Annotated in this window: 24 protein-coding genes and 1 pseudogene; 11 read left to right on the plus strand and 14 right to left on the minus strand. The window is 71.0% G+C overall.

The window, feature by feature from the left end; all coding sequences use genetic code 11:
- Window positions 1-575 precede the first annotated feature (575 nt).
- From ACGFSA_RS01350 to ACGFSA_RS01360, 3 genes are all read left to right on the plus strand, one after another.
- Complete coding sequence (locus tag ACGFSA_RS01350; RefSeq protein WP_393297919.1) at window positions 576-911, plus strand: MerR family transcriptional regulator; 336 nt, start codon at window positions 576-578, stop codon at window positions 909-911.
- 321 nt (window positions 912-1,232) lie between these two features.
- Window positions 1,233-1,436, plus strand: a complete 204-nt coding sequence (locus ACGFSA_RS01355; protein WP_393297922.1) for a cold-shock protein — start codon at window positions 1,233-1,235, stop codon at window positions 1,434-1,436.
- A gap of 325 nt (window positions 1,437-1,761) precedes the next feature.
- Window positions 1,762-3,216: a DEAD/DEAH box helicase gene (locus ACGFSA_RS01360; RefSeq protein ID WP_393297925.1), complete on the plus strand. Its 1,455-nt coding sequence runs from the start codon at window positions 1,762-1,764 to the stop codon at window positions 3,214-3,216.
- Between the two features lie 229 nt (window positions 3,217-3,445).
- On the opposite strand, the gene crcB is transcribed toward ACGFSA_RS01360, so the two are convergent.
- The 4 genes and pseudogenes from crcB to ACGFSA_RS01380 form a co-directional block, all read right to left on the minus strand.
- Window positions 3,446-3,820: a fluoride efflux transporter CrcB gene (gene crcB, locus ACGFSA_RS01365; RefSeq protein WP_393297928.1), complete on the minus strand. Its 375-nt coding sequence runs from the start codon at window positions 3,818-3,820 to the stop codon at window positions 3,446-3,448.
- Window positions 3,817-4,182: a DUF190 domain-containing protein gene (locus tag ACGFSA_RS01370; protein ID WP_393297931.1), complete on the minus strand. Its 366-nt coding sequence runs from the start codon at window positions 4,180-4,182 to the stop codon at window positions 3,817-3,819. Before ACGFSA_RS01370 ends, crcB begins: the two co-directional genes overlap by 4 nt.
- On the minus strand, window positions 4,179-4,673 hold the full coding sequence (locus ACGFSA_RS01375; RefSeq protein WP_393297934.1) for a fluoride efflux transporter FluC: 495 nt from the start codon (window positions 4,671-4,673) through the stop codon (window positions 4,179-4,181). Before ACGFSA_RS01375 ends, ACGFSA_RS01370 begins: the two co-directional genes overlap by 4 nt.
- A 331-nt stretch (window positions 4,674-5,004) precedes the next feature.
- Window positions 5,005-5,634 (minus strand): annotated as a pseudogene (locus ACGFSA_RS01380) (phosphoribosyltransferase); the annotation flags it as partial.
- A 99-nt stretch (window positions 5,635-5,733) separates the two neighbouring features.
- Here ACGFSA_RS01380 and ACGFSA_RS01385 point away from each other — a divergent pair.
- On the plus strand, window positions 5,734-6,519 hold the full coding sequence (locus ACGFSA_RS01385) for an HAD-IIA family hydrolase (RefSeq protein WP_393297937.1): 786 nt from the start codon (window positions 5,734-5,736) through the stop codon (window positions 6,517-6,519).
- A gap of 44 nt (window positions 6,520-6,563) precedes the next feature.
- Here the strand turns inward: ACGFSA_RS01385 and ACGFSA_RS01390 are convergent, their stop codons facing one another.
- The 3 genes from ACGFSA_RS01390 to ACGFSA_RS01400 form a co-directional block, all read right to left on the minus strand.
- Window positions 6,564-7,238: a CAP domain-containing protein gene (locus ACGFSA_RS01390; protein ID WP_393297939.1), complete on the minus strand. Its 675-nt coding sequence runs from the start codon at window positions 7,236-7,238 to the stop codon at window positions 6,564-6,566.
- Window positions 7,239-7,955: 717 nt separating this feature from the next.
- The gene (locus ACGFSA_RS01395; RefSeq protein WP_393297942.1) at window positions 7,956-9,224 is read right to left on the minus strand and encodes an ATP-binding protein; all 1,269 of its coding nucleotides are present in this window, start codon (window positions 9,222-9,224) and stop codon (window positions 7,956-7,958) included.
- Window positions 9,225-9,367: 143 nt separating this feature from the next.
- On the minus strand, window positions 9,368-10,156 hold the full coding sequence (locus ACGFSA_RS01400; protein ID WP_393297945.1) for a DUF72 domain-containing protein: 789 nt from the start codon (window positions 10,154-10,156) through the stop codon (window positions 9,368-9,370).
- A gap of 354 nt (window positions 10,157-10,510) precedes the next feature.
- Between ACGFSA_RS01400 and ACGFSA_RS01405 the strand changes: the two genes are divergently transcribed.
- Entirely contained in the window at window positions 10,511-11,251 is a 741-nt protein-coding gene (locus ACGFSA_RS01405) for a PP2C family protein-serine/threonine phosphatase (protein WP_393297948.1), read from the plus strand.
- A gap of 42 nt (window positions 11,252-11,293) precedes the next feature.
- Here ACGFSA_RS01405 and ACGFSA_RS01410 read toward each other — a convergent pair whose 3' ends face one another.
- Both ACGFSA_RS01410 and ACGFSA_RS01415 read right to left on the minus strand, forming a co-directional pair.
- Complete coding sequence (locus ACGFSA_RS01410) at window positions 11,294-12,388, minus strand: CU044_5270 family protein (RefSeq protein WP_393297951.1); 1,095 nt, start codon at window positions 12,386-12,388, stop codon at window positions 11,294-11,296.
- Complete coding sequence (locus ACGFSA_RS01415; RefSeq protein WP_393297954.1) at window positions 12,385-13,056, minus strand: RNA polymerase sigma factor; 672 nt, start codon at window positions 13,054-13,056, stop codon at window positions 12,385-12,387. Before ACGFSA_RS01415 ends, ACGFSA_RS01410 begins: the two co-directional genes overlap by 4 nt.
- A gap of 143 nt (window positions 13,057-13,199) precedes the next feature.
- Here ACGFSA_RS01415 and ACGFSA_RS01420 point away from each other — a divergent pair, with 143 nt between their 5' ends.
- Window positions 13,200-14,765, plus strand: a complete 1,566-nt coding sequence (locus ACGFSA_RS01420) for a serine protease (protein WP_393297957.1) — start codon at window positions 13,200-13,202, stop codon at window positions 14,763-14,765.
- A gap of 164 nt (window positions 14,766-14,929) precedes the next feature.
- Here ACGFSA_RS01420 and ACGFSA_RS01425 read toward each other — a convergent pair whose 3' ends face one another.
- Entirely contained in the window at window positions 14,930-15,328 is a 399-nt protein-coding gene (locus ACGFSA_RS01425) for a DUF4440 domain-containing protein (protein ID WP_393297960.1), read from the minus strand.
- Between the two features lie 153 nt (window positions 15,329-15,481).
- On the minus strand, window positions 15,482-16,189 hold the full coding sequence (locus ACGFSA_RS01430) for an NIPSNAP family protein (protein WP_393297963.1): 708 nt from the start codon (window positions 16,187-16,189) through the stop codon (window positions 15,482-15,484).
- Between the two features lie 162 nt (window positions 16,190-16,351).
- Between ACGFSA_RS01430 and ACGFSA_RS01435 the strand changes: the two genes are divergently transcribed.
- Entirely contained in the window at window positions 16,352-17,305 is a 954-nt protein-coding gene (locus tag ACGFSA_RS01435; protein WP_393298381.1) for a helix-turn-helix transcriptional regulator, read from the plus strand.
- Window positions 17,306-17,520: 215 nt separating this feature from the next.
- Here ACGFSA_RS01435 and ACGFSA_RS01440 read toward each other — a convergent pair whose 3' ends face one another.
- Both ACGFSA_RS01440 and ACGFSA_RS01445 read right to left on the minus strand, forming a co-directional pair.
- Window positions 17,521-22,125: a cation-translocating P-type ATPase gene (locus ACGFSA_RS01440; RefSeq protein WP_393297966.1), complete on the minus strand. Its 4,605-nt coding sequence runs from the start codon at window positions 22,123-22,125 to the stop codon at window positions 17,521-17,523.
- A 70-nt stretch (window positions 22,126-22,195) separates the two neighbouring features.
- Window positions 22,196-22,786 (minus strand): hypothetical protein, encoded by a 591-nt coding sequence (locus tag ACGFSA_RS01445; protein ID WP_393297969.1) that lies wholly within the window; start codon window positions 22,784-22,786, stop codon window positions 22,196-22,198.
- 335 nt (window positions 22,787-23,121) lie between these two features.
- On the opposite strand from ACGFSA_RS01445, the gene ACGFSA_RS01450 reads away from it, so the two are divergent.
- The 4 genes from ACGFSA_RS01450 (at window position 23,122) to ACGFSA_RS01465 (ending at window position 25,609) form a co-directional block, all read left to right on the plus strand.
- Window positions 23,122-23,448, plus strand: a complete 327-nt coding sequence (locus tag ACGFSA_RS01450) for a hypothetical protein (protein ID WP_393297972.1) — start codon at window positions 23,122-23,124, stop codon at window positions 23,446-23,448.
- Between the two features lie 155 nt (window positions 23,449-23,603).
- On the plus strand, window positions 23,604-24,269 hold the full coding sequence (locus ACGFSA_RS01455) for a class I SAM-dependent methyltransferase (protein ID WP_393297975.1): 666 nt from the start codon (window positions 23,604-23,606) through the stop codon (window positions 24,267-24,269).
- Window positions 24,266-24,568, plus strand: a complete 303-nt coding sequence (locus ACGFSA_RS01460; RefSeq protein ID WP_393297978.1) for a sulfurtransferase TusA family protein — start codon at window positions 24,266-24,268, stop codon at window positions 24,566-24,568. Before ACGFSA_RS01455 ends, ACGFSA_RS01460 begins: the two co-directional genes overlap by 4 nt.
- Before the next feature lie 315 nt (window positions 24,569-24,883).
- The gene (locus ACGFSA_RS01465; RefSeq protein ID WP_393297981.1) at window positions 24,884-25,609 is read left to right on the plus strand and encodes a hypothetical protein; all 726 of its coding nucleotides are present in this window, start codon (window positions 24,884-24,886) and stop codon (window positions 25,607-25,609) included.
- A gap of 104 nt (window positions 25,610-25,713) precedes the next feature.
- Here ACGFSA_RS01465 and ACGFSA_RS01470 read toward each other — a convergent pair whose 3' ends face one another.
- Window positions 25,714-26,145, minus strand: coding sequence for an SRPBCC family protein (locus tag ACGFSA_RS01470; RefSeq protein ID WP_393297984.1), 432 nt, complete (start codon window positions 26,143-26,145; stop codon window positions 25,714-25,716).
- Between the last annotated feature and the right edge of the window lie 87 nt (window positions 26,146-26,232).

A 26,232-nucleotide genomic window follows, 5' to 3' on the forward strand; every position in this document is an offset into this window, starting at 1 on the left:
CGGGGCCCCCACGTTCACGTCCGCCGGCACGCGCGCCCCTGGGATGCTGCGCCTGCCTGGATCCGGTCGACGGGCTCGTACTGTAACCAACCGGGATGAGGGGCCCGCAGCGTGGGGAGGCGGGCGAGACATAGCGGAACAACCTGCTCCGCTGTCAGGAGTGGGCTTGCGTAAACACTCTACGTCACTGTTAACTCGAAAAAACGTGGGCAAGGGGCCACGAGGGGAGTCCCTTGCCCGTGAAGTCGTCGTACGCCCGCGCGTCCACGGGCCCGGCCACACGGTCGGGCCCGGAACGAGTCGTAGCCCTTCACGACGGGGGATGCGTGAAGGGCTACTCGCACATTATGACCATTGCTCACTCCGCCATCAACTGACCGGCTGATCAGTGCGCCGACCATGCATCCGAGTAGCACTCACGTTCGAGTGTGGTGGGTGATCTCCCCTGTCCGGTCCGGGAAATCTGTCGCGGCTACCATAGAGATGATGGCTCGCACCATGAGAGTTTCTTTTTCGGTCAACGACGTCAGGGAAACCTCCAGTCGCTTCTCGCCGCGGGCCCGGAAGAGGTGCAAGTGCCCCCAGGAACCCCTCCGCATGCCACCGACCGGCTCGATGACGACGACTACCCCGCCTACACCATGGGCCGAGCTGCGGAGATGATCGGTGCCACGCCCGGCTTCCTCCGGGCGATCGGCGAAGCGCGCCTGATCACGCCCCTGCGGTCCGAGGGCGGCCACCGCCGCTACTCCCGCTATCAGTTGCGCGTTGCCGCCCGTGCGCGCGAACTCGTCGACGGCGGCACGCCGATCGAGGCCGCCTGCCGCATCGTCATCCTGGAGGACCAGCTCGAAGAGGCCCTGCGCCTCAACGCGGAGCTGCGCCGGCCGGTGGCGGGTTCGGGGTCCTGAGGCCGGGTTCCGACGCTGCGGCTCGGCGCCGGGGCACATATCTGTTGTCGCTAGCACAGAATTTTATGCAATGCGCGATGAGGGTTTATGGCATGCCGGGCGGAGTGTAATTACACGCCGCGCGCGGTCGCTTGCATCGTGCTACGGTGGATCCAGTTGCAGTTGTGGTTCCCAAAACTCCAAGTGCTCTTGTCTCCACAATTGGCTGATGGGCGCGCTTTTGTATTTCCGGCATCATCATTCCGGACGGGGTAATCATTGCGGCGACGCGGGACCGGCACAGTGCGGGTCCCCGGGCACTGCCCCAGAAGGAGATAAAACATGGCTACTGGCACCGTCAAGTGGTTCAACGCGGAAAAGGGCTTCGGCTTCATCGAGCAGGACGGTGGCGGCGCTGACGTCTTCGCCCACTACTCGAACATCGCCGCGAGTGGCTTCCGTGAGCTGCAGGAGGGCCAGAAGGTGAACTTCGACATCACGCAGGGCCAGAAGGGCCCGCAGGCGGAGAACATCACCCCCGCGTGATCCTGCAGATGCTCCGGCGCCTGACGCGCTGAGACGCACTTGCGCAGCTGGGGCCCGCACCTTCGGGTGCGGGCCCCAGCTCGTTGCTTTTTCCGGGCCCGCACCCCTGCGCGGGCCCCCAGCTCGTTGCTTGTCCGGGCCCGCACCCGTGTGCCGGCCCCGTCCCTGTGACGGACACGGTTCACCATCCACCGTGTCGGACACGGCTCACCTTTCGCAGCCGGGCTTCGTCCACGCATTTCATCGGCCCGTTCTTGCGATTCCTCCGCCGCTCCACTGCCGCGCGGAATTCCTCGATACGCGCCATATCGAGGAAGGGTTCTCCTTGAACCGCTCAACGCGCACGAACGACCGCCACTCCGGCAACCGCGGCGGAGCCCCGAGCCGTTCCGGTTCCGGCTACCGTTCCGGTTCCGGATATCGCTCCGGTTCCGGTGGCTACGGCCGCCGGCCCGCCGCCAAACAGGGCGAGTTCGCCCTGCCGAAGACCATTACTCCGGCGCTGCCCGCCGTCGAGGCCTTCGCCGACCTGGACCTGCCCGCGCCCCTGCTGGCGGCGCTCGCCGCCGAGGGCGTGACCGAGCCGTTCCCGATCCAGGCCGCCACCCTGCCGAACTCGCTCGCCGGGCGCGACGTGCTCGGCCGCGGCCGCACCGGCTCCGGCAAGACGCTCGCCTTCGGCCTCGCCCTGCTGGCCCGTACCGCAGGACGGCGCGCCGAGGCCCGGCACCCGCTTGCCCTGGTCCTCGTCCCGACCCGGGAGCTGGCCCAGCAGGTCACCGACGCGCTCACCCCGTACGCCAAGTCGCTGAGGCTGCGCCTCGCGACCGTCGTCGGTGGCATGTCGATCGGCCGGCAGGCCGGCGCACTGCGTGGCGGCGCCGAAGTCGTCGTCGCCACGCCGGGCCGGCTCAAGGACCTCATCGAGCGCGGCGACTGCCGGCTGGACCAGGTCTCCGTCACCGTCCTCGACGAGGCCGACCAGATGGCCGACATGGGGTTCATGCCGCAGGTCACCGAGCTGCTCGACCAGGTGCAGCCGGAGGGGCAGCGGATGCTGTTCTCGGCCACTCTGGACCGCAACGTCGACCTGCTGGTCCGCCGCTATCTGCACGACCCGGTGGTCCACTCCGTCGACCCGGCGGCCGGTGCGGTGACGACGATGGAACACCATGTGCTGTACGTCCACGGCGCGGACAAGTACGCCACCACGACGGAGATCGCGGCCCGCGACGGCCGGGTGATCATGTTCCTGGACACCAAGCACGCTGTGGACAAGCTCACCGATCACCTCCTGAACAGCGGCGTACGGGCCGCCGCCCTGCACGGCGGCAAGTCGCAGCCGCAGCGCACCCGCACCCTCAGCCGGTTCAAGACCGGACATGTCACGGTGCTGGTCGCCACGAACGTGGCGGCGCGCGGCATCCACGTCGACAACCTCGACCTCGTCGTGAACGTCGACCCGCCGAGCGACCACAAGGACTACCTGCACCGCGGCGGCCGCACCGCCCGGGCCGGTGAGTCCGGCTCCGTCGTCACGCTGGTGCTGCCCAACCAGCGCCGCGAGATGACGCGTCTGATGGCCGACGCCGGCATCATCCCGAAGATCGCCCAGGTCCGCTCCGGCGAGGCCGAGCTGAGCCGGATCACCGGCGCGCAGGCGCCCTCGGGTGTACCCGTCACCATCACGGCGTCGGCGACGGAGCGTCCCAGGAGCGGCGGCCCGTCGTCCCGCGGCCGCCGCAACCGCCGCCCGGCACCGGCGCGCCGCACCGCCTGACCGGAGCCGACGGGCCGGGTCGAAGGAATCATGAAGTTCCTTACCCGCAACGCGCGTTCGGCGACCGCGTGTCGCCGGACCCGTCGTGCATCGGCGGATCGCGCCGACCGTCCGTACGCGTATCCGCCCAGCAGTCACGGCAGCCCTGCCGTGGCTGCTCGGCGGTGCGGGTGGCGGGATTGCGGGCGACGGCACACCCGTTGGCGTACACGGGAGGAGTGATGGTGTGTCACTGCCAGAGCGCCTCGGCGACCGCGACCCCGGCGAACACCGCGCCCAGCGCCGCCACCACGCTCGCCACGACATTGGCCGCCGCGTAGAACTTCGCGCCGTCCTCGGCCAGCCGCAGCGTCTCGTAACCGAACGTCGAATACGTCGTCAGCGCCCCGCACAGCCCCGTACCGACGAACAGCTGGACCTGCGACGAGGCGGCACCGGCCGCCACCGCGCCGGTCAGCAGCCCCAGCAGCAGGGATCCCGCCACGTTCACCGCGAACGTCCCCCACGGGAAGACCGTGTCGTGCCGGACCTGGACCGCACGGTCGGTCAGATAGCGGAGCGGGGCGCCGATCGCGGCGCCGACGATCACCAGCAGCCAGGTCACCGGCCCTCCTCCCGGTCGCGGCGGCGGACGATCTCGCACGCGTCGAGGACGACGACGCCGTCCCCGGTCAGTTCGTCGATGAGCGGCAGGAACGCGCGGATCCGGTCCTCGGCGTCCACGATCACGACCGCCACCGGCAGGTCCTCGCTCAGCGACAGCAGTCGCTGGGTGTGGATCCGCGACGAGGCGCCGAACCCCTCGATGCCACGGAACGCACTCGCACCCGCCAGCCCGGCACGGTGCGCCCGGTGCACGATCTCCGCATAGACGGGGCGGTGGTGCCAGACGTCGGACTCCCCGACCAGGACCGTCAGGCGCAGCCCCCGCTCGGCCGCCCCGGCAGGCTCCGTCTCCCTCGTCATGGCTGCCTCCACGCCAGCACGCGGCGGGTCACCCACACCGCACTCCACACCGCGGCGAGCGCCGCCAGCAGCGTCAGCCCGAGATACGCGATGCCGGTACGGGCCCGGCCGCCGTCCACCAGCCGTTCGATGTCCGCGGCGTACGTGGAGAACGTGGTGAACCCGCCCAGCACCCCCGTGCCGAAGAACGGGCGCACCAGCCGGTGCGCCGCCCATACGTCGCTGATCAGGACCATGAACACGCCGATCACCGCGCACCCGAGAACATTCACGACCAGTGTCGTCCAGGGGAAGCCGCCCGGCGGGGTGCCCCAGATCAGCGACGCCCCGTAACGGGCGGTCGCTCCGGCGGCGCCGCCGAGGGCGATGACGCCGAGGACCGGCCACTGCCCGCCCGGCTGCCGGCTGCGCTGCCCGGGTACGGGCGCGACACGCCGGGTGCCGTCGGGACCATCCGTCACGGGTGTCGCTCGGGGCTGCTGGGCTCCCATGGGCGCATGTCTCCTACCTGCTGGGTGCCCGGACACGAGCACGTTCCACCGCAAGTAGGGACCGTTGGCGGCACTGCTGCCGCGGTTCGGGTACGGCGGGCCCCACCGCCGCGCAGCAACCGTCACCAGTCCCTGCTCGCACCAGACTATCGCCCGGCCGAACGCTCCGCCCGGCGCAGGTCAGCAGCTGCCGGGCCGCGCATACAGCGTGACCGGGCCCCCGTCCTGCGCTCGGCGGCATACGACGAAGTCCGTCCGCGGCACGTCCCGCTCGACCGCCTCCTCCGGCTGCCCCGCCCGATCAGAGGTCGCCCGACAGGCTCTAAGTCTTCAGCAGAGCGAGAACTTCCTCGTCGGGCGTCTGGGAGAAGTCCCGGTACCACTCGCCGACGGCCGAGAAGAGGGCCGGCGTGGAGAGACAGACCACCTCGTCCACCTGCGTACGAAGCCAGGCGATCGTGTCCGCGGGCGCCACCGGAACCGCCAGCACCACCCGGGCCGCGCCCTGCGCCCGTACGACCTCGCAGGCGGCCGAGGCCGTGGCGCCGGTCGCCACCCCGTCGTCGATCACGATCGCGGTACGGCCGGCCAGCTCCAACCGCGGCCGGTCGCCCCGGAACTGCCGTGCCTGCCGGGTGAGTTCCGCCTTCTCGGCGCGCTCCACGGACGCGATGTCCCCGCGGCTGATCCCTCCGCGCCGTACGACGTCTTCATTGATCACCCGCACCCCGCCCTCCCCGATGGCACCGAATGCCAGTTCACGGTGGTACGGAACACCGAGCTTGCGGACCACGATCACATCGAGAGGTGCGCCGAGCGCGGTCGCCACCGCCGCGGCGACCGGGACCCCGCCACGGGGCAGCCCCAGAACGACGGGCCCCTCCCCCTCTTTTTCCCCCTGCAGATGCCGGAGCGCTTCGGCGAGCTGCTTGCCCGCATCCGTGCGATCGGTGAACAACACGGTGGTTCACCTCCGACCCAGGGGTGACAGAGGCACGTACGCACCTACTTCGAAGCAACCCCATTTGCGGCGCCTGCGCAAGTCGGCGACGGTCGATCCATGGAACGGATCGGAGCGGTACTGATCGACATCGACGGCGTGCTCACCGTCGACTGGGAACCGCTGCCCGGCGCGGTGGCCGCCCTGGAGCGGCTGCGTGCCGCCGGACTCCCGTTTGCCCTGGTCACCAACACCACCTCACGCACCCGTGCGCGGATCGCCGGGAAGCTGGCCGCGGCGGGCTTCCCCGTCGGCGAGGACGACATCCTCACCGCGCCCGCCGTCACCGCCGCGTACCTGCGCGTCCACTTCCCGGGTGCCCGGTGCGCGCTGCTCAACAGCGGCGACGTCAGCGAGGACCTGACGGGCGTGACGTTCGTCGACGTGGGGGAGAGCGCCCCCGCGGACGTGGTCGTCCTGGGAGGCGCGGGCGACGCATTCGACTACGCGTCGCTCAACGCCGCGTTCCGCCACCTCCAGCACGGCGCCCGGCTGATCGCCATGCACCGCAACCTGTACTGGCGTACGGCGGAAGGTCTCGCCCTCGACACCGGGGCCTTCCTCCCGGGGCTGGAACGGGCCGCCCGGACCGAGGCGGAAATCACCGGCAAACCCGCCGAGGCGTTCTACGCCACCGCCCTGGCCCACCTCGGCGCCACCGCGTCCGCCACGCTGATGGTGGGCGACGACATCGAGACCGACGTACTCGCGGCCCAGCGGTGCGGCATCACGGGCGTCCTTGTCAGAACGGGCAAGTACCTGCCCGAGACACACCGCTCCGCCACCGGCACCCCGCACCACGTCCTCGACTCCTTCGCCGACCTCCCGGCCCTCCTGGACCGATGACCCCCGTGGCCTCAGTCGCTGTCGCGCAGGCGATGCGGCGTCGGCTATCGGGCCGTTCCGAAATCCTGCGTCCAGTAGTGGCCGGGCTGTGCGAGTCCGATGCCGATTTCCTTGTACGTGCAGTCGAGGATGTTGCGCTTGTGGCCCGGGCTGGTCATCCAGGCCTCCATCACCGACTCGGGTGTGGAGTAGCCGTAGGCGACGTTCTCGCCGTAGGCACTCCAGGTGTAACCGGCTCGCGTGATCCGGTCGCCGGGCGACGATCCGTCGGAGCCCGTGTGGGACATGTTCCGGTGGTCGGCCATGTCCTTGCTGTGGTCCTGCGCGGCCTTGGCCAGCTTGGCATTGACGGCGAGCGGCGAGCATCCGACCTTGCCGCGCTCGCTGTTGACGAGCGCCAGCACGCGGGTCGTGTCCGCGGACGCGGGGGTGGTGGTCGGGGCAGGTGCTGCCGATGCGCTCGCAGACGCCGCAGGGCTCGTGGGCGCACTCGCAGTCGGCTTCTGCCCCCGGGGACCAGCCGTCCAGTGGTGCGCGGAGCTCGGGGTCTTCCAGTGGTGCGCGGAGCTCACGGTCTCCCAGTGGGTGGAGGGCCGGCTGCCCGCGTCCTCCGGAGAACCCAGACAGGCCATGGCCGCAGAGGGGATACCCACGGCTCCCGCTGCGACGACAGCGATGGCTATCGGCCGGTAGGACGTCTTCCTGCGGTGCTTCCTCATGCGTGACCTCGCTCGGTAATCGCGGAGCGCCCCCGGTAGGGCAGGGCTCAGCGCAGTTCCTGGGCTTGAGCTGTGGAGATGCTGTGCGGCCGTCATTCTTGGAACTGCCGCGAGGCGAGGCAACACGCCCCATTACTATCGAGCGTCGTAGTGACGGCCGGTCCTTGCCACAGTCGCCCGGCCGTGCTTGTCCGGCTCCTGGAGCCGCGAGAAGTCCTGTTGCGTCGTCAGGGTTCCCTGCGCGCCGAAGGAACGGGCGCGACCACCCGCCCGTTCGGCTTCCGGCCCACCCCGTGCGGGGCATGTGACGTCAAGTCGGACAAATCTCATCAAGTCGCCGTCGTGATATCTACTATTCGATGACCGCATTGCCGAACATCGATGTGGGAGATGTCACCGGCGAATGAATGCGCCGTCTCTTTGTATTTCATGCTGCGCAATGTGCGGTTCATGAGTGCGCAAGGCAGGGAATGGCGCCCGAAAGGCGATAAAGAAGATCACCTGGGTCGGGCGGGCAAAAGGATCACCCTGGCTGTGATGGGGCATCGTATCCGCGGACGCCCGGGGCGCACCCGTCCCGCGGCCGAGCTCACCGAGCTCGGTGTGTTCTCCCGCGGCGCCCGGTTTCGGACGCCTCCCGCGATCATCCGGAAACACCTGCCGGAGCCCCCGCGCGGGTATGGGCCCACCGGAACGGATCAATGCCGCCGCGGGCCTTCAGGTGCGGCCGTAGCGGATGGTGTGGTCGGCGAACTCCAGGGCCATGTCGGTGGTGACGGTGGGACGGGTGTGCCTGATCGTGTGGAGAAAGTCCTCGGTGGTCGGCTGGGCCCTCTCTCCGGTGTCGAGGGTGCGTTCGAAAGCGGACTGGGCGACCGTACGGGCGGCCTGCTTGATGTCGGCTGGGGTGAATCCCTCGCTGGCCTCGGCCAGCACGGCCGTGTCGGCTTCGGCCCCGGTCTTGGCGATATAGCTGGTCCACAGGGCCTTACGGGCCTCGTGGTCGGGCGGCCCGACGGGCAGGACGTAATCGAATCGGCCATGGCGCAGGAAGGCCGGATCCAGGGCGGCGACCGTATTGGTGGCGCAGATGAGCAGTCTGCCGTCGCGGTCGCGGAACCGCACGATCGATTTGAGGAGCTCATTGACCACGCCGACAGACATGGGGTCGGCGAGGTTGCGGGTGCCGGCGACTTCCTCCACCTCGTCGATGAAGACCAGCGCGTGGTCGAGTTGTGCGATCTCCTCGAAGCGGCGGCTGAGTCCGTGCGCGAGCCCGTCCTCCAGCGCGAGCCGGGAGGGGAAGAGCTCGACGAACGGCCAGCCGAGCCGACTTGCCACAGCCTTGGCGAAGGTGCTCTTGCCCGTACCCGGGGGACCGAACAGTACGACGGCCTGGGGTGGTTCGACGCCGTGCGCGTCAGCAAGCTCGGGGTTGGCCAGGGGAAGCACCAGTCGACGCTCGACGAGCCGCTTCTCGTCCGCCATACCCGAGAGCTTCTCCCAGAGCCCGGCCGCGGGCACCGTCGCCCCGAGCGAGGACAGGATCGCGGAGTCCTGGGCGGTCACCGACTGCACCTTCTCGAAGTACGTCAGCCCCCGATGCTGCCGGAACCCGGAATGGCCGAGCGCGGCGGCGCCCGTCTCCTCCTCGGACAGAACCGCGGCGACGATCTTGGCTCCGGCACTCTGCAGGCGGCGCTCCAGGGCGGAGAGCAGCGCGGTGCCCAGCCCCAGGTTCCGCCAGGCCGGATGCAGGGTGACACGCAGCACCCACGCCCGGTCGCCGTCCACCCGCCCCACCGCCGCGCCCACGAGATGCCCGTCGGCCACCGCGACGACACCGGGATTCTGCGCCTGCACCGCGGCGACGACCTCGGACAGGCGGAAAACACCGGGCTGGCCGGTCGTGGTGCTCTCTGCGTCGAGCCGCACCACCGATTCGAGATCGTCCGGCGTGAAGTCCCGCACATGCCACACAGCCATGGCCCAGCCCTTGGACGTCGCTCCTTGAACTTCCATCATCAGCCGGGTCCGGCAGGGTCGCCAATCACCGGCATACGGTCGCACCGGGGCGCCGGGCGAAGCGCCCACCGGTGCGGCCCGCCTCATCGTGACGGGCGAGGCCGTCAGGACGTGGACTGCCCCGGCAGGGCTCCGGGCGGCGTACGGCTCACCGTCCGGCCCAACGCGGCCGCCGCGCGGGCGAATTTCACGGCGTCCACGACGGCCGCACCACCCAGGTCGTTGTTGAAGTACACATACACATCGTCCTCATCGGGCCAGGCGTCGACGATGCGACGGGCCCAGGACGTCAACGCCTGGCGGCCGTAGCGCGGCGGCGGCTCCGCGATGCCGCCGTGAAACCGTACGTACCCCCATGACGCGGTACGCCACAGCGGCGTCACCGGGCGGGACCAGCGATCTGCCCAGCACAGCGCGCTGCCATGCCGTTCCAGCACCGCCCTGAGCTCCCGCTCCGCCTCCCACCACGAGGTGTGCCGGAGTTCGACGGCCACCCGAACCCCGTCGGGAAAGCAGCTCAGGCAGGCGTCCAGAGCCCCGATGTCCGCACGGAAGTTCGAAGGCAATTGGAGCAGCACGGGTCCCAGGCGGTCGCCGAGACCCTCGGCGTGATCCATCAGCCGGAGCACCGGCTCCTGGGGATCGCGCAGCCGCTTCAGATGGGTCAAGTAGCGGCTGGCCTTGACCGCCATGACGAACCCCTCCGGCGTCCGCTCCCGCCAGGAGGCGAAGATCTCCGCCGTGGGGAGCCGGTAGAAGGCGTTGTTGTTCTCCACGGTGGCGAAGTGCCGGGCGTACTCCTCCAGCCACAGCCGCTGCGGGTGCCCGGGGGGATAGAGAACGCCGCGCCAGTCCTTGTACTGCCACCCTGAGGTTCCGACGAGCATGGGCATGGTCCGATCCCTGCCCCTGAGGCCGAAGGCCGTAACACCCAGGTCCGGACGGGCAGAGTCGGCGTCAGCGGCGCGGCGTATCCGGCAGCGCGCCTTTGATGCTGCGGAGCGATCTCGTCGCGCACTGCTCCGGACGGTCCGAGGACGCTCCTGGTGACAGCTGTCCACCGTCCTGAGCGGCACATACGGGCACGGGCGCGTGTGGCACGCCGTCGCTCATCGGTGCGGGCGCCACGCGGCGAGCAGATCGTCGGGGCCGTAGACGGCCCGCAGCCCCGAACAGCCGACGCGCGCCCACGGCGCCACAATGGAGATACGGGACGCGCCTGCCGTTGCGGAGAGCGGGGCCCTTCGATGCCGTACATAGCCGTCACCGCGTTGAGCCACACCGGGCTCATTCGCGATCACAACGAGGACAGCCTCGTTGTCGGACCGTGGACGCTGTGCGGCACCGTGACCGAGAATCCGCAGACGCTGCTGTTCCCTCTCGGCACTCCGCTCGTCGTCGCGGTCGCCGACGGGATCGGCGGACAGCCCGCCGGCGAAGTGGCCAGTGCGCTGGTTGTCCGCCAACTCGCGTCGTTCGGTCCTTCATTGGACAGCGAGGAAGCCGTTCGTGACGCTCTGAACGTCTGCAACGACGCGGTGTACGCAGCCGCCGACGGCAATCCGGAACTGGTCACCATGGGGACCACGGTCGCGGGCGCCGTCGTGCTGGCGGAGTCGCTGCTTGCCTTCAACGTCGGCGACAGCAGGGTGCTCGACGCGACTCGGGACGGACTCCGCCAGGTGAGCGTGGACGACAGCCCGCCGTTGGCACCGGGCCGGCGCACCACGTCACTTGTCACACAGGCGCTCGGCGGTGCCCGCCGGTTCAGCGCCATCACGCCCCACGTGACGACGGCGCCGCTGTCCGCAGGTGATCGCTACCTGGTCTGCACCGACGGGCTGACCGACCCGGTGACGGAGGACGCACTCGACAGCCTGCTGCGCGTGCACAACGACGGCAGGGTCGCTTTCGAGCTGTGGAAGGCCGCTATCGAGGCGGGAGGCCCCGACAACATCACGCTCGCGATGGTACGCATCGGCGAGTAGGGGCGAGTGGGCCGCCGCAACAGCCGCGGGCCGTTGGCCCCTCTACGTGGTCATCGGCGCGGGAGTCTCGCCGGCGCGGTCGACTGCGGCCTTGGTGAGGACCGCGGAGGTGCCGACAACGGTCCCGGCCGGGCCGGCGTCACCGGCTTCGGTGAGGACCGTGCGTTCACCGAGGAACGCGTACGTGGTCCGGTCGAAGACCCACTGCGTCTGCTGCCCGTGCGCCGTTCGGGCGACGGCAACGCCCTTGCGTCCCGTGGCGTCGGCGGCCGCATGGATCACCGTGACCCCGGGGATCTTCGCGGCGGCCTTGTAGAGCGCGGCGCTGACCTGCGGTGGTGCCCAGGTCTCGGCCAGCAGTTCGCCGATCGCGGTGAATGCTCGCTGGTCCGGGTCCTGGCCCTGTCCGCGGGTCTCGTCCCGGATCAGTTTCAGCAGGGCGTCGGGGTCGGTGGGCAGCGACGCGACGTACTGATGGGTCGGGTTGGTGATCGACGGGGCCGTCTTGTGCGCGGTGCTCGGCCGGGGTGTCGCTCCTGGGCCGTCGAGGGTGTGGACCGGTGCGTCGGTGCCGAGCGAGGTGTCGGGCCCGCCCCCCTCGCGCAGCAGGCCGGGGTGGCTGCCGTCGGCGGACAACCACACCTGCCGCGTGCGCACGGGGGCCATGGTCACGGGGCCTCCTCCGGCGCTCTGCGCGGCGTAGGCCACCTTGCTCTCGATGTACACGAACTGGTCGGCACGGACCGTCGGTTGCTTCCTTCCGGCGGCGGCGAGCGCGATGCGGTCGAGGAGCTGTGTCACTTCGGGTGCGCGGGGGGCGCCACCACGTGTGACCGCGGTGCTGTCGCGCCCGGGCGTGTCCGCGAGGTTCACGGCCACGACGCCGCAGACCGCCAGGGTGCAGGCGACAGCCGGCGCCAGGACCCGGATAAGGCGTCGGCGCGGGCGCGGGGCCCGGGTGGTGAGGACGCCGGCCGGTTCGGCGGGGGCAGCCTTGCGCAGCAGTGCTTCCTTCAGCAGCAGTTCACGGTCGGGACCCAGGCCGGGGACCGGTGGCGGGGGCAGCAGGCCGGTGAGGCCGAGGCGTTCGGCCTCCTCGGACCGGTGATGCGTACGGCGCCGCGGGGAGATGTTCATCCGTGGTTCTCCTGGGTCAACGGCCGGGCCACGGGGATGCGGCCCGGTACTGGCTTGGCGGGGCTGGCGGAGCGTTCCCTGCTTTCCGCCGCGGTCGGCTGTTCGGCTCCGGCCCGCGTGGTCCGCGAACGTGCGGCGCGGGCTTCGGCGCCGACGAGCTCGCGCAGTCGGGTACGGGCGCGGGACAGGCGTGACCGGATGGTGCCGACCGGCACGCCGAGTGCGTCGGCCGCGGCCGCGTAGTCCAGACCGGCCCACACCACGAGGGTGAAGACCTCCCGGTCGCGCCGCCGCAGGCGGGCGAGTGCGGTGTGCGCGGCGCGCAGTTGCTCGGCATCCGCGAGGTGCGTGACGAGATCGTCGACGAAGTCCGGAATCGAACCGCGTTCCGGGACGCGGGCGAGCGCGATCTCGCGGCGTCGGCGTGCGCGTGCGTTGCGGCGCATGATGTTGGTGGCGATTCCCAGCAGCCACGGGCGCAGACTGTCCCCGTCGGGGCGCAGCTTCTCCCGGCTGCGCCATGCTTCCAGGAAGGTCGCCGAGACGACGTCTTCGGCCTCCGCCCAGTCGCCCGTCACCCGCAGGGCATAGCGGTACAGCACCTGGGCGTGCTCGTCGTACAGCTCTCCCAAGGCGTCGCGGTCTCCGCGGCGGAAGCGATTCCTCATGAGTGATTCCACACTCTGCTCTGCCACGTCCGTTGCGCCGGTTCCGGTGACGTGCGCCACACGTGCCGCCCCGGGGCCGCGCCCTCGCACCCGGCGTGACGCAGCTCACGGGAACGCCGGCGCCCGGAAGCACAGTGCAGGTCATGAACAGTTCTTCCCTACCCCGCCGGAGTGCCCTCCGTGCTCTGGCTCTCGCCGTCGCCCTGGTCGGGAGCGCGACGCCCGCATGGGACACCACCGCCCTCGCCGCGGAGCCGGCGACGTACGCCCTCACGATCACTCACCTCGACCGCACCGGCCACAGGACGGGGGACTACGCCACCAACGTCACCGGAATCTCCGGCCCGGGTGCCGACGAGGCCGCCCATCCGTACGACGCTTCCGGTACGACCACCGTGCGCCTGCCCCGGGGCCGGTACCTCCTGGACAGTTCCCTGACCACAGGCAACGAAGCGGACGGGACGGACTGGATCGTCCAACCGCGCCTCGACCTCGACCGCGACACCACCATCACCGTCGACGCGCGGACCACCGTCCCCGTCGACGTACGGCCGCCCGACGGCTCCGCGGGCTTCCTGCACAGCGCGATGTTCGTCCAGGTCACGCACGACGGCGCCACCCGGGACGCCAACCTGATCAGCTCCACCTCGAACCTGCGCGTCGCGCACCTGGGTCCCGACAGTGAACCCGGATCGGTGAAGCAGTGGTTCGACGGGTACTGGACGACCGAGACCGTGGGCTATGCGCTCGGCTATACCTTCACCGGCCCCCGCGCCCTGACAGGGCTCACCCGGCACCCCTCCCCGAAGGACCTGGCCACCGTGCAGATCCGCGGCGCGGCCCGGCCGGGCACCGCAGGGACCGCGTCCGTCGACCTGCAACCGAGTGCCGGACCGACCGTCGGCGTCTCCCAGAAGCTGGCGACCCCCGGCACCTCCACCTACCTCGTGACACCTGAACGCGGCACCTGGGACATCACCTACTTCGCCCCCGGTACGTCCGGCACGGCATCGAACCGCTACAGCGCCAATGGCATCGCCGTGCGAGCCGGGGGCACGACCACGCACACCTTCGACAACGCCGTCTTCGGCCCCGACCTCACCGGCCGCCCCGGCGTCGTTCGCGACGGCGACCGCGTCACCGTCGATGTCCCGCTGCTCGCGGACGGCGATGGCCATGTGCCGTCGTCACCGCCGTACAGCACGGCCTCGACCACTCTTCACCGCAACGGCGCGCGCGTCGGGACCAAGGCAGGCGCCCCCGTACGAGCCGAGTTCACCGTGTCGCCGGGGCGCGCGGCATACCGGCTCACCAGCACGGTGAATCGCAAGGGCGCGCCCGGCACCGCCACGCGTGTGACCGCTTCGTGGACCTTCACCTCGCTCACCACGACCGGCCCGACCCCGGTCCCGGTGAGCGCCGTGCGGTTCTCGCCCGCGCTCAGCCCGACCGGCACCGCGCCGGCGAACACGGCACTCCGTGTCCCCGTCACGGTGCTGGGCGCCGCCGCGGACGGACGTGTGCGCTCGCTGGCAGTCTCGGTGTCCGTGGACAACGGCGCCTCGTGGACCCGGGTTCCGGTCGAGGACGGCGCCGTCACGATCCACAACCCGCACGCGGACACCGGCGTCTCCTTGCGCGCGGAGCTGACCGACACCGACGGGAACACCCTCACCCAAACCATCATCGACGCCTACCGGACCCGATGACCCCGTAACGGCCTCCCCCGCGACCGGGAGTTGGCTCCCGACGCGGGGGAGGCCGTAATCCGGACAGGTGAACGCGGCGTGCGCCCTTCAGCTTTCGGCACCGTGGGCGAGGGGGAACTCTGTCTCTCTGCCGGCCATCCCGCCCCGACGGGGTGCCCGACGGATCAGGGCCGGTCGTGCCAGGCGAATGCCGTGATCCGCCAGCCGTCCGAGGTACGGACGAACTGGAAGGTCTTGGTCCCGACGCCCTCGAACAGCTCACCGTCCAGGACCCCGGACTTGCGGTATTCGCTGATCCGCGACGCGATATCGCCCGCGACCTCGGTCCGCTCGGAGGTCTCCCACTCGGAGAACTCGACCAGTCGACCGTCGGACAGCAGCCGCCGGCGAGGCTCGATGAACTCGTCCACGGTGTAGACCGTGAGCTCCGGGGCGGTGGTGGCGATCACGCCGCCTGGAAGAACCAGCCGCCGGATCCGGGCCACGTCGGCAGCCTTGCCGCCCCGATTGTCGAAGGCGCCGAAGAACTCGGCGGTCACTGCGTCGATCTCGGTTTTAGACATGGACACGACGCTAACACCGGGGAGCGAGGCTCAGTTGCCGAGAAATCCAGCCGACCGGGGGCGTTCGCCACCCGGACCGGAACGTACTGGCACGGCCCGTTCAGGAGGCTGGGGGGTGGTGTGCCGCGGGGGCGCGACAGGGCGCCCCGCGCCTCAGCGGATGAGTGAGCGGGCTGTGGGTGCCAGCCTCAGGAGTTCGGGGGCCGCGATCTGCGCCCGCTCGATGTCCGGAAGAAGCTCCTCCCGTACGAGGGGATGAGCCATGGCGCGGGCGAGGTGGTGGCGGTGCGCGCTCTCGTCCGGGTACGAGGTGAAGACCGCGACGATGTTCTCCCCGGTGCGGACCGGGAGCCTGGGGAATGTGTTGGCCGCCGGCTCCGTGGTGAGTACGGCGAGTGGTGCGGGCCCTGTCTCTCGCAGCACAGGGACGAGACCGTCCCGGATCAGTTCGGTGCCGTTGTGGCTGCCCGGAGGGAAGTGCCACAGTGCGCAGGCCACGAACCGATCCGGTGCCGCGGCAGTTTCCTGCGGCCGGTCGGACGGGGTCACCGCGAAGCCGCCCCCGGCCGGCAGGGGCCGCAGGAGCAGGACATTGTCGGAATCGACCATGGTGGCGTTGGCCTGGGGGCCGTGCGCGGCCCAGACCGGCCCGCCGTAGAAGGCGGACAGGGCCTTCCGCCGGACCTCCATGTCCGTGAAGCCGCGCAGCCAGACGAAACGGTCCGGATCGTCGAGGTCCCGGAACTGGCCGAGGACGATCATCCCGGTCTCTTCCTGGGTTTCGACGAACTCCCGGTCGAACAGATCGATGAGCTCGTCCCGGCGGCCGGGGCGCAGGGTGTACTGGCGAAGCTCGATCACAGCAGGGTGGTCGGCAGGGCCGGTTCTGGGCACAGACGAATCCTCTTTCGCGTTGTTCGGGCCGGGTGGATCGACCTGGGCCGACGGTAGGGCCCGTGTGTGCCAGAAGCTGTCAGTGTTTCGGAGCAGAATCCTCCTGTGTCTGCCGACCGGTTGCTTTCGATGCTGCTCTTGCTCCAGACCCGTGGCCGTATGTCGGCGCGACGGCTGGCCGACGAGCTGAGCGTCTCCGTACGTACCGCCTACCGTGACCTTGATCGCCTGCAGGCCGCCGGGATCCCGGTCCGTGCCGAGCAGGGCCGCGCCGGCGGCTATCAGCTGCTCGACGGCTACCGCACCCGCCTCACCGGGTTGAGCGAGCGCGAGGCCAGAGCGTTGTTCCTCGCCGGACTGCCCACGCCCGCTGCCGACCTGGGGTTCGCGGCGGAAGTAGCGGCAGCACGGCTGAAGTTGCTGGCCGCGCTGCCGGCGGGGCTGCGCGAAGAGGCGACGCGGGCCGACGCGATGTTCCACCTGGATGCTCCGGGCTGGTACCGGGAAGCCGAGGCGACTCCGTATCTGCCCCTGCTCGTCGAGGCGGTGTTCAGCCGGCACACGGTGGATGTGCGCTACCGCCGCTGGCGCGAGCCGCAGGAGGTGAACCGCCGGCTGCACCCCTACGGCCTGGTGCTCAAGTCCGGCACCTGGTACCTCGTGGCCGCAGCCAAGGGCCGGATCGCCACGTACCGGATCACCCAGGTCCTCGACGCGGTGTTGAGCGACGAGCGTTTCGAACGGCCGGAGGGCTTCGTCCTGGGTGAGTACTGGTCGTCCTACCTGGATGACTTCCAGGCGCGCCGCTATACGGGCACTGCGACCATCCGCTTGTCCCCGAAGGGGCGCGAGCGGCTGCCGGCCAACGTTCCCCCCGAGGTGGTCCGGGCATTCGACGCCACGGCAAAGGCGGTTGGCGACGACGGCTGGATTGAGGCGGTCATCCCGACCGAGAGCACCGAGCATGCCCGTGGTGAGCTGCTGCGGCTCGGCATCGATGTGGAGGTCGTCGCGCCGGAGGAACTGCGCCGGGCCATGGCAGACGCCGTGTGCGTACTCGCCCGGACCTATGGGCGCGGGTGAGCCGACGGGACAGGACATTCCGCACCGTGGTGCGGGCCCGGTGCGCGACGCCCAGGGGCGCTGTGCGTAGGACCGGGGTGGGAGTGGAGCCGAGCACCCCCGCAGTCGGTCGCCGTGGTCACCTGCCCCCGACGTCACTGATCTGCCACTGCTGACTTCCGGCGCCGCGCGCCGGGCGCCCATTTTGTGAGCTCCTCTGAATCACCTTCAGGTCGTCAGTGGGCGAGCCGCACCACGGGACGCACGCGCGAGGTGAGGCCGGCCAGCAGCCGGTCGGCCTGCGGCAGTACGCGGGGGCCGAGGGCGGCGGCGCCGACGGCTACGGCCACGCCGGCCCACGCCAGTGGGCCCAGCGGCGTGCACCCGAAGAAGTAGCTGACGACGGGCGTCTGGACGAGGGCGACGAGCACGGCAGCGGTGCCGAGGACGGTCGCCAGGACCAGTGGGCTGTGGCGGCGTCCGGCGACGGTCTGGGTGAGCTGGGCGCCGACCACACCGCACAGGGCCATCGTGCTGGTGCGCCGCGCCGAGCCCGGGGTGAGGCTGCCGATCAGCCATGCGATGGTCGCGCCGATTCCGGTGATCAGGCCACGATGGCGGATCCGACGGGTCAGTGGCCCGCCGAGGACGGCGAGGCCTACGGGTGCGTCGTCGGCTGCGGTGGGCCCACCGGCGGGTTCCGGATCGTGAGGGGTGACCGCGACCGCCATCGCCGGGAACATGTCGGTGAGCAGGTTGACCAGCAGCAGCTGACGCGTCGTCAGTGGTGAAGTGCCGGACAGCAAGGTGCCCAGTACGGAGAAGCCGACCTCGCCGGCGTTCCCTCCGAGCAAAATGCTGATCGCGTCGGCCACGCTTCGCCACAGGGCACGGCCCTCGCCGATGGCGTCGATGAGAACCGACAGTTCGTCGTTGGTGATCACGAGGTCCGCGGCGTTGCGCGCGGCGGCCGATCCGCGCGCCGCGATGCCGATCCCGACATCGGCGGCGCGGATGGCGGCGGCGTCGTTGGCGCCGTCCCCGACCATGCCCACGACGCGTCCCGCCTCCCGGAGCGCCTCGACCACCTGCAGCTTCTGCTCGGGTGCGACGCGAGCCACGACGCCGCAGTCCCGGAGCAGGCGCGCCCGCCCCGCCCGGTCGAGTGCGGCCAGCTCATCACCGGTGACGACCGTGACATCCGATGGCCAGCCCAGAGCGATCGCCACGGAACGGGCGGTCTGAGGGTGGTCACCGGTGAGCATGACGGGTCGTACGCCGACCTCGCCGAGACCGGCCACAAGCGGAGCCGAACTGGTGCGAGGGGTGTCGGCCAGTGCCACGAACCCGATGAGTTCCAGCAGTTCGAGGGGCTTGTCCAGGGCCTCCGCCGCCTCTTCCGCCGCGAGCCGACGCCGGGCGACGGCCAGCAGCCGCAGGCCCTGGGCGGCAAGGGCATGTGCCGTGTCGACGGCTGTCGGATCCGCGTCGGGGCAGCAGGGCAGCATGACTTCGGGCGCCCCCTTGACGACCAGCATGTCCTCGCCGTCGTCGTCCCTTCCGACGGCGGCCGCGTAGCCCCGGCTCGCCTCGAAGGGCTGGGCCCGCACGGTGGCCCACCCGGTCTCGCGCGGGGCGGCTGCCAGGACGGCCTCGTCGGTGGCGTGGGCGTGGACACCCGGCTGCTCGGCGACGCGCGGGCAGGCCCGGGCGGCGATGCGAAGGATCGGTTCCGCTTCGGGGCCGAACGCCGGGTGCTCGGCGCCGGCGGCAGTGACCAGACGGACGACCCGCAACCGGTTCTCGGTGAGGGTCCCGGTCTTGTCGAAGCACATGGTGTCCACGCGTCCCAGGGCCTCCAAACTGCGCGGCGTGCGGACCAGGACACCCAGCCTGCTGAGCCGCCGCGCCGCGGCCATCTGCGCCACCGTCGCCACCAAGGGCATGCCTTCGGGGACGGCGGCCACCGCGACTGCCAGCCCGCCCTGGAGCGCGGTGCGCACCGGGCGGCCGCGCAGCAGGGACAGACCGGCCACCGCGGCGCCGCCGGCGAGGGTGAGGGGCAGGACCCGGCGGGTCAGCCGGTGCAGTCGTGCCTGGACCCCTGCCGAGGTGGGGACCCGGGCGGCAAGGGACGTCGCGCGGCCGGCTTCGGTCTGGTCGCCGGTGCCCACCACGACGGCGCGGGCGTGGCCGGCCACCACCGTGGTGCCCTCGAACGCCATGCAACTGCGGTCGGCGACGGGCGCCTGTGGTACGGCGGCCACCTGTTTGCGGGTGGGCAGTGACTCGCCGGTCAACGAGGACTCGTCGACCTCGAAGCCGCTGACCTCCAGCAGGCGCACGTCGGCCGGCACGACGTCGTTGGTGCGCAGCTCGATCACCTCACCGGGCGCCAGTCGTTCGGCCTCGACGAGGGACGGCTCATCTGCTGACACGTCGGGGAGGCGCCGGGCTGTGCGCCGTTGCCCGGTGACGAGCTCGGACAGCGCCTGCTCCGCGCGCAGTCGCTGTACTCCGCCGACCAAGGCGTTCCCCGCGACGGCGCCGATGACGAGGAATGCGTCCACTGGGGATCCCAGCAGTGCCGACGCGGTGGCACCGACCAGCAGGATGGGGGTGAACGGGTCGTCGAGTTCGGCCCACACGGCGGCTGCCAGGCGTGCGCCGACCCGCGCCGGCGCCAAGGCCGGGTGAGTGGCTGCGGCGCCCATGACGTGCCCGGCCCGGCCCCGCACCACCGCCCATGCGGTGGGCGCGGCCCGCGGTGCCCTCGCCAGCCGGGCCATGACCTCCTCCGGATGCAGAGCGTGCCAAGGCACCCGTGGCCTGGGGTGCGGGGTCGTACGGGCGGCGACACCCAGCGCGGTGAACCAGCCCGACACCAGAGCCGCGGCGGTGGCGATGTTGACAGGGCTGATCCGCACTTCGAGGGGGAAGGGGACCCGTTGCGTCCGGGCCCCGCGGGTGAGTACCAGGAGCTCGGAGAGCGTGGCGCCCGCCTCGGCGAGAAACTTGGCCCGCCGGCCGGCCGCCTGTGCAGCGGGGACGGCGGACAGCAACCGCCACGTGCCCTCCAGCCCGCGCAGCGGCAGAACGTCCGCGCCCCAGACGACAGCGCTGCGCTCGTCGGCGACGGCGACGGCGATGTCACTGCGGAGCAGCCCGTCGAGTACGTCGCGGGCGGCCGCAGTCAACGCCCGCTCCTCCGCAGCCCGGTTGTCCGGCACGCGCGCCACCGTGAGGACCGTCCGCCCGCCGCTCTGCAGGCCGGCCACCACCTCGGCCAGGGGGATCTCGGCAGGGGCGAGTTGGTCGGCAAGCGTCCCGAACTCGCCGAGCGAGTGGTCGTCCAGCACCACAACGTGCAGGCCGGCCCGGCGCGCCGCGTCCAACGCGGCCTCGGCCATCGGGTCGACCTCCGAGCCGACCAGGACGGTACCGACATCTTCGCCGCGCACCGACGCGATCATCAGTCCCGTGTCCGACCGCCCCGCGTTCGACGTCAACCCGTTGGGCACCAGTCGCAGGCCGAGTCCCGGCTCCCCGGACGGCACTGCCCCGTCCCCGCGCGCACTCAGGGCCGCGGTGGACTCCTGCCACAGCCGACGGTGATCCCAGCCGGTCATGCTGGGATGGACCTCGAGCACGGTGCGCCGAGTGCCGCGCAGCGCTTCGGGATGCAGGACCACGGTGTCCACAAGCTCCAGTCGGCGCAGCCGCTCCGGGCTGCGGACCAGCACGTCCTCGCGCGCCAGGGCACTGCCGAGCGCCGCGGTGAAGGCTGCCGGGCCGTAGCGCGCAGCCTTGGGCGAACCGGCCAGTACGGTCTCGGCCGCCCCATCGAGGTTGCGGGTGAACAGGAGCGTGGTGAGGGCGCCGCCCAGCATCCCGTTGATCGCGGCGTCGGCATACTTGTCGCCAGGGCACGGCCGAAGCGGCGGACGTGCGACGTCGTCTCCGGCCACGGTCAGCCTGTCCGGAGCGCACAGCGTGTCGTGCAGGGCGTCGAATGTCGTGAGCTGGGCGACGGACTCCACCAACTGGGCAATCCGCAATGCCGCGTCGAGCAGCAGCGGACTCGGCGACTGCCCGATCCCACAGACAGCCGCATGCGCCGCGGCGAGCACCAGATCGGCCACGTCCGGGCCCAGCGCGCGGCTCAGCACCGTCCGTACCCGGGAGTCCTCTCGCATCACGACGACCGCGGCCACGAAGACCTCCGGCACGGGCTTCAGAAAGAGTGTCCGTGCCGTGAGGGAGGTGGCGATGCCCGCCGCGTCGCATGCCACGGCGACAGCATTGGCGCGCACGCCCCCGGCCGCACCCGGGTGCGCGTGTTCCAGCGTCTGTTCACCGACGTGCACCAGCCCGTGTTCGGCGGCAAGTTCGGACGCCCAGTCCACCAGTTGCTCGCTGATCGCACCCTCGGTGGTCTGCACGATCAGCCGCCCCAGGCCGCCGTCCCAGTAGGCGATCAGCACGTCAGGGTGCTCGGCCAGCTCGACGGCCACTTTCTCGGCGGCGGCCTCGAGCCGCTCCTCGGTGGGTTCCCGCGAGTCCGGATGTTGCCGCAGTGCGAGATGCATGCGGGAGCCGGAGCGCCAGTAACCGACTTGAGGGGTCACGGCGTTGCGAGCGACCCTGCCGACCCGCAGTGCGGTCGTCGCCACCGCTGCCGCGCCGCTCACAGCGCCACGCGCGCCGGCGCTCACCAGCTCGGTGACCGTCCGCGCCGTGTCGGTGGCCGGCGGGGCGATCCGGCGGGTGGCCTCGACGGGGGCGGCCAAGGCGTTCTGGAGGACCACGGCGGGCAGCCCGGTCAGGAAGCGGAGCAGCATGTCTCACCTTCGCGGGCTTGCCGCACGGGTCGGCGGCGGAACGGTCATGAGAGCGGGTGGAAGGCCGGGGTCAGGGCTTCTTCCGCTCACCTGCCTTGGCGTGCGAGGTGTTTGTGGCGGCGCGCTTGGACGAGCGGGCCTTCGCCGTGCCCGAGGCGCTCGTCTTCTTGGGCGCGCGGGTCTTCGCCGTCCCCGAAGTGCTCGTCTTCTTCGGCGCGCGGGTCTTCGCCGTCCCTGACGTGGCCTTGCCCGGACGGGTCTTCGCCTTCCCGGTGGCCGTCGACGCCTTGGCCGACCCGGCGGCGTGCTTCGCCTGCAATGCTTCGGCGCGGGCCTCGCCGGCTGTCTGGGCCGCCGCGACATCCTTGGGACGCGGCTGCGTGAGCCACACCACGGCGGCGCCCGCCGCGGCCACTGGCCACTCGACCACACCGGCCACGCCGAGCAGCCCGGCACCGGTGTACGCCGCGACACGCCGGGCCTGGGGCGAGACGATCCCGACGGAGTCCAGAACGCCGTCGACGATCCCCTTGACCCTCTCGGCGCCAGGGACCTTCTCCATTGCCGTCGTCACTGTCTGCATGGGGTGCGTCAGCGCCTCCTGGACGGGATGCTGCACCTTCGTGTCCCCTGAGCCAAGCGCATGGGAACTGTCAGTCATGGTCGCTCTCCCTCCGTAGCGAAGGTGAGGCACACGAAACCGAGGTCGTGACGCTTCTCACCTTTCCGACAACCTTGACCATATCGGGCGACATCGGCAAGCCTGGGCATATCAACATGCCGCCGTATGAGTAGTCGGCGGTGAGGACCGCTGCGCCGAGTCCGCGAGGATCGGCGTCCCGGTCCCGGCAGAGGCCGCTGCGGATCGCTGACCGACACCCCGCGCGTGTCCCGGGCCGTGAGGAGGTGACGGCATGAGTGCCCGGCTCGGTCCCGAGCCGTCATCCCGAACGCCCGCCGCAGTCATCAGGCCCAACCTCCCGTGGAGCCCGCTTCATGCGCATCGAACTCACCTGGCCGCGCCCCGACGCCGACGACCGGACCCTGACCCTCGCGCTCCCCGACCTGCCCGCCCTACGGCACGCGAGCCGGCTGTGGACTCCTGCCGTCCTCCTGCGCGCCGTCGCATGCGCAGAGCCCGTGCTCGCAGCCACAGCCATCGCCGCCGGCGCCGGCCCGCTCACCCGGGCCGCACTGCCGTACGCCCTCAGGTTCGCCCGGCAGGCGCTCGACATCGGCGCACCCGCCGCCATCGCGAGCCAGTCAGCGCGGGCCCTGCCCCATGGGTCGTCCTCGCCGACTCCTCGACCGCCTGCGCCCTGAGCGACGTACCGACGTACGGGGAAGCGGCCATGGGGGCCAGGTCGAGCTCCCCGGAGCGAGGGCCTCACCTGCACCCCGACGACCGCTCGCTGCGGCGGCGCGGCGTAGAGCTAGGCTGGCCCGCACGGGACCGGGCGGTGGAGAAGGGCGTCAGCATGTCGGAGCACGAGCGGGAGCTCGCCGGGGCTCAGCGGGAGCATTGGCAGCAGACATACGGCGAGCACCCCGGCATGTACGGCGAGGAGCCGTCCGAGCCGGCCGTCCACGCCGCCAGCGTGTTCCGGGCGGCCGGGGCACGCCAGGTGCTGGAGCTGGGGGCCGGGCACGGCCGCGACGCCCTGTACTTCGCCCGTGAGGGCTTCACCGTCCAGGCGACCGACTTCAGCGCGGTCGGTCTGGAGCAGTTGCGCGAGGCGGCCGGTGCCCAGGGCGTGGCCGAGCGGGTCGCCACCGCGGTGCACGACGTACGCGAGCCGCTGCCGCTGGCGGAGGACTCGGTGGACGCGGTGTTCGCGCACATGCTGCTGTGCATGGCCCTGTCCACGAAGGAGATCCACACCCTGGTCGGCGAGGTGCGTCGAGTGCTGCGGCCGGGCGGCGTCTTCGTCTACACCGTCCGCCATACCGGGGATGCCCACTACGGGGCCGGTACCGGGCGCGGCGATGACATCTGGGAGCACGGCGGCTTCGCGGTGCACTTCTTCCGCCGCGATCTGGTCGATGCCCTCGCCGACGGCTGGCAGTCGCAGGAGGTCCACCCCTTCGAGGAGGGCGGCCTGCCCCGCCGGCTGTGGCGCGTCACCCAGACCCTGCCCCGATGAGCGCCTCCCCGCTACCGGCCGCCGACATCACCGTCGACGGCACCGGTCTGCTGTGCGTGACCCTCCTGCTTCGCCTGCGGTCCCGCATCGCCGGCGCCGAGCCGGGCACGATCGTGTACGTCATCGCCACCGACCCGGCCGCACCGCTCGACCTGCCGGCCTGGTGCCACATGGTCGGGCATGACTACCTCGGCCCCGTGCCCGTCGCAGACCGGGCGACGTACGCGCTCAGGCTCGCCGTGGACGCGCGCCCCACCCGGCCCGGCGCCCCTTGGCACCCGGCCGAGCCGGTCCGCTGACCGGCGCCGCGAGCGCCACGCCCCTTCGTATCGTCCGGCGCGCGCAGCGGCCGGAACGCACGTGGCGGCGGCCCGGTCGCCGGGCCGCCTGTTCAGGCTGTGTACAGGTTCGGGCGGGGACACTGCTGCCTCGGTGCGCGGCCCGATCGTGCAGAACGTCAAAGCGAGGGCAAAGCTGTGGTGGGAGAGGTCAATATGGGGCAAAGCAGCATGGGACGCACGCGGGATCCCCTGCCAGGGTTGCCGCACATGGCGACAGATCAACACCTGAACGGCCGCGACCCCTCCCACGCTGTGCCCACGGTCCGGCGCGCGATGAGCAAGGTACCGGAGGTGACCATCTGGTTCTGGATCATCAAGGTGCTCACCACCGGTATGGGCGAGACCGCGTCGGACTTCCTGGCCCATCTGCTCGGCCCCGTCCCGGCCGTCGGACTCGGCGGGATCGGTCTGGTGGCAGCCCTGGTCCTCCAGATGTCCGTGCGTCGGTACGTGGCGTGGATCTACTGGACCGCCGTCGTCATGGTCAGCGTCTTCGGCACGATGGCCGCCGACGTCCTGCATGTCGGCCTCGGCGTGCCGTACCTGGTGTCCGCCCCGTTCTTCCTGCTGGCCCTGGGCGTGGTCTTCGCCCTCTGGTACGCGAGCGAGCGGACGCTGTCCATCCACAGCATCCACACGCGCCGCCGCGAGGCGTTCTACTGGGCCACGGTGCTGGCCACCTTCGCGCTGGGCACCGCTGCCGGTGATCTGACCGCCATCCCCCTGGGGCTGGGCTACCTGGGCTCGGGCGTGATGTTCGCCGTGGTCATCGCCGTGCCCGCGCTCGCCCACTGGCGGCTCGGCCTGAGCGCGATCGCGGCCTTCTGGTCCGCCTACATCGTGACCCGGCCGCTGGGCGCCTCCTTCGCCGACTGGATGGCGGTGCCCTCCGCGCGGGGCGGACTGGCGCTGGGGCTCGGGCCGGTCACCCTTTACTGGACGATCGCGATCCTCGCCCTCGTCGGCTACCTCGCGGCGACCCGCAGGGACATCGCGTAAGGACGTCCCACTCCTCTGGCTGCGCTGCGCGCAGCTGTTCCAGCCACTGCTCGCTCAGGCCTTCGCCCTGCCCGCGTCGGCCGGCAGCCGCAGGTGGGGGCACCTCACCGTTTCTGTTCCACCAACTCCTTGAAATGCTCGAGGTCGTCCCGTACACGCCGTTCGATCGCGGTCGCCTGGGCGAATCCCTTCGGCCCGCCGAACGCCTCCTTGACGGTGCCCGGGTCGTACTCGATCCGGGCCTGGACCCGGGTGTGCTCCTGGTCGAGGGGCAGCAGTGAGAAGGTTCCCGTCAGTTCGGGACCGCTCGTGGTCTGCCACTCCATCCTGTGTTCCTTGCCGCGGTCGGTGATCTCGGCTTCGAACTCCTGAGCTCGGCCGCCCGCGTCGACGTCCAGGTGTGCCCGGTGCCCGTCCTCCAAACGAGCCTCGCGTACTCCTTCGACGAATCGCGGATAGGTCTCCACCTGATGGAGGCGTTCCCAGGCCAGTGCGATCGGAACATCAACGTCGATCTGTTCTTCGAGAGTGCTCATCGGCCACCTCGCAGGTCGGTTCACGGTTTACGGGGCCATATCTCCATTGTCGCCTCCAAAGGGCCGATGGAGGCCGGCGTCGGTGTC

It is taken from the genome of Streptomyces sp. NPDC048496 (assembly GCF_043200055.1).
In the GTDB taxonomy this organism is placed as follows: domain Bacteria; phylum Actinomycetota; class Actinomycetes; order Streptomycetales; family Streptomycetaceae; genus Streptomyces.

Coding starts and splice junctions, on each gene's coding strand:
- ACGFSA_RS01450 (WP_393297972.1), top strand. CDS start 23,122: ATGCGCATCGAACTCACCTGGCCGCGCCCCGACGCCGACGACCGGACC.
- ACGFSA_RS01460 (WP_393297978.1), top strand. CDS start 24,266: ATGAGCGCCTCCCCGCTACCGGCCGCCGACATCACCGTCGACGGCACC.
- ACGFSA_RS01375 (WP_393297934.1), bottom strand. CDS start 4,673: ATGGGAGCCCAGCAGCCCCGAGCGACACCCGTGACGGATGGTCCCGAC.
- ACGFSA_RS01440 (WP_393297966.1), bottom strand. CDS start 22,125: ATGCTGCTCCGCTTCCTGACCGGGCTGCCCGCCGTGGTCCTCCAGAAC.
- ACGFSA_RS01425 (WP_393297960.1), bottom strand. CDS start 15,328: ATGTCTAAAACCGAGATCGACGCAGTGACCGCCGAGTTCTTCGGCGCC.
- ACGFSA_RS01390 (WP_393297939.1), bottom strand. CDS start 7,238: ATGAGGAAGCACCGCAGGAAGACGTCCTACCGGCCGATAGCCATCGCT.
- ACGFSA_RS01415 (WP_393297954.1), bottom strand. CDS start 13,056: ATGAGGAATCGCTTCCGCCGCGGAGACCGCGACGCCTTGGGAGAGCTG.
- ACGFSA_RS01410 (WP_393297951.1), bottom strand. CDS start 12,388: ATGAACATCTCCCCGCGGCGCCGTACGCATCACCGGTCCGAGGAGGCC.
- ACGFSA_RS01465 (WP_393297981.1), top strand. CDS start 24,884: ATGAGCAAGGTACCGGAGGTGACCATCTGGTTCTGGATCATCAAGGTG.
- ACGFSA_RS01395 (WP_393297942.1), bottom strand. CDS start 9,224: ATGGCTGTGTGGCATGTGCGGGACTTCACGCCGGACGATCTCGAATCG.
- ACGFSA_RS01420 (WP_393297957.1), top strand. CDS start 13,200: ATGAACAGTTCTTCCCTACCCCGCCGGAGTGCCCTCCGTGCTCTGGCT.
- ACGFSA_RS01435 (WP_393298381.1), top strand. CDS start 16,352: ATGCTGCTCTTGCTCCAGACCCGTGGCCGTATGTCGGCGCGACGGCTG.
- ACGFSA_RS01385 (WP_393297937.1), top strand. CDS start 5,734: ATGGAACGGATCGGAGCGGTACTGATCGACATCGACGGCGTGCTCACC.
- ACGFSA_RS01400 (WP_393297945.1), bottom strand. CDS start 10,156: ATGCCCATGCTCGTCGGAACCTCAGGGTGGCAGTACAAGGACTGGCGC.
- ACGFSA_RS01355 (WP_393297922.1), top strand. CDS start 1,233: ATGGCTACTGGCACCGTCAAGTGGTTCAACGCGGAAAAGGGCTTCGGC.
- ACGFSA_RS01445 (WP_393297969.1), bottom strand. CDS start 22,786: ATGACTGACAGTTCCCATGCGCTTGGCTCAGGGGACACGAAGGTGCAG.
- ACGFSA_RS01470 (WP_393297984.1), bottom strand. CDS start 26,145: ATGAGCACTCTCGAAGAACAGATCGACGTTGATGTTCCGATCGCACTG.
- ACGFSA_RS01370 (WP_393297931.1), bottom strand. CDS start 4,182: ATGACGAGGGAGACGGAGCCTGCCGGGGCGGCCGAGCGGGGGCTGCGC.
- ACGFSA_RS01455 (WP_393297975.1), top strand. CDS start 23,604: ATGTCGGAGCACGAGCGGGAGCTCGCCGGGGCTCAGCGGGAGCATTGG.
- ACGFSA_RS01405 (WP_393297948.1), top strand. CDS start 10,511: ATGCCGTACATAGCCGTCACCGCGTTGAGCCACACCGGGCTCATTCGC.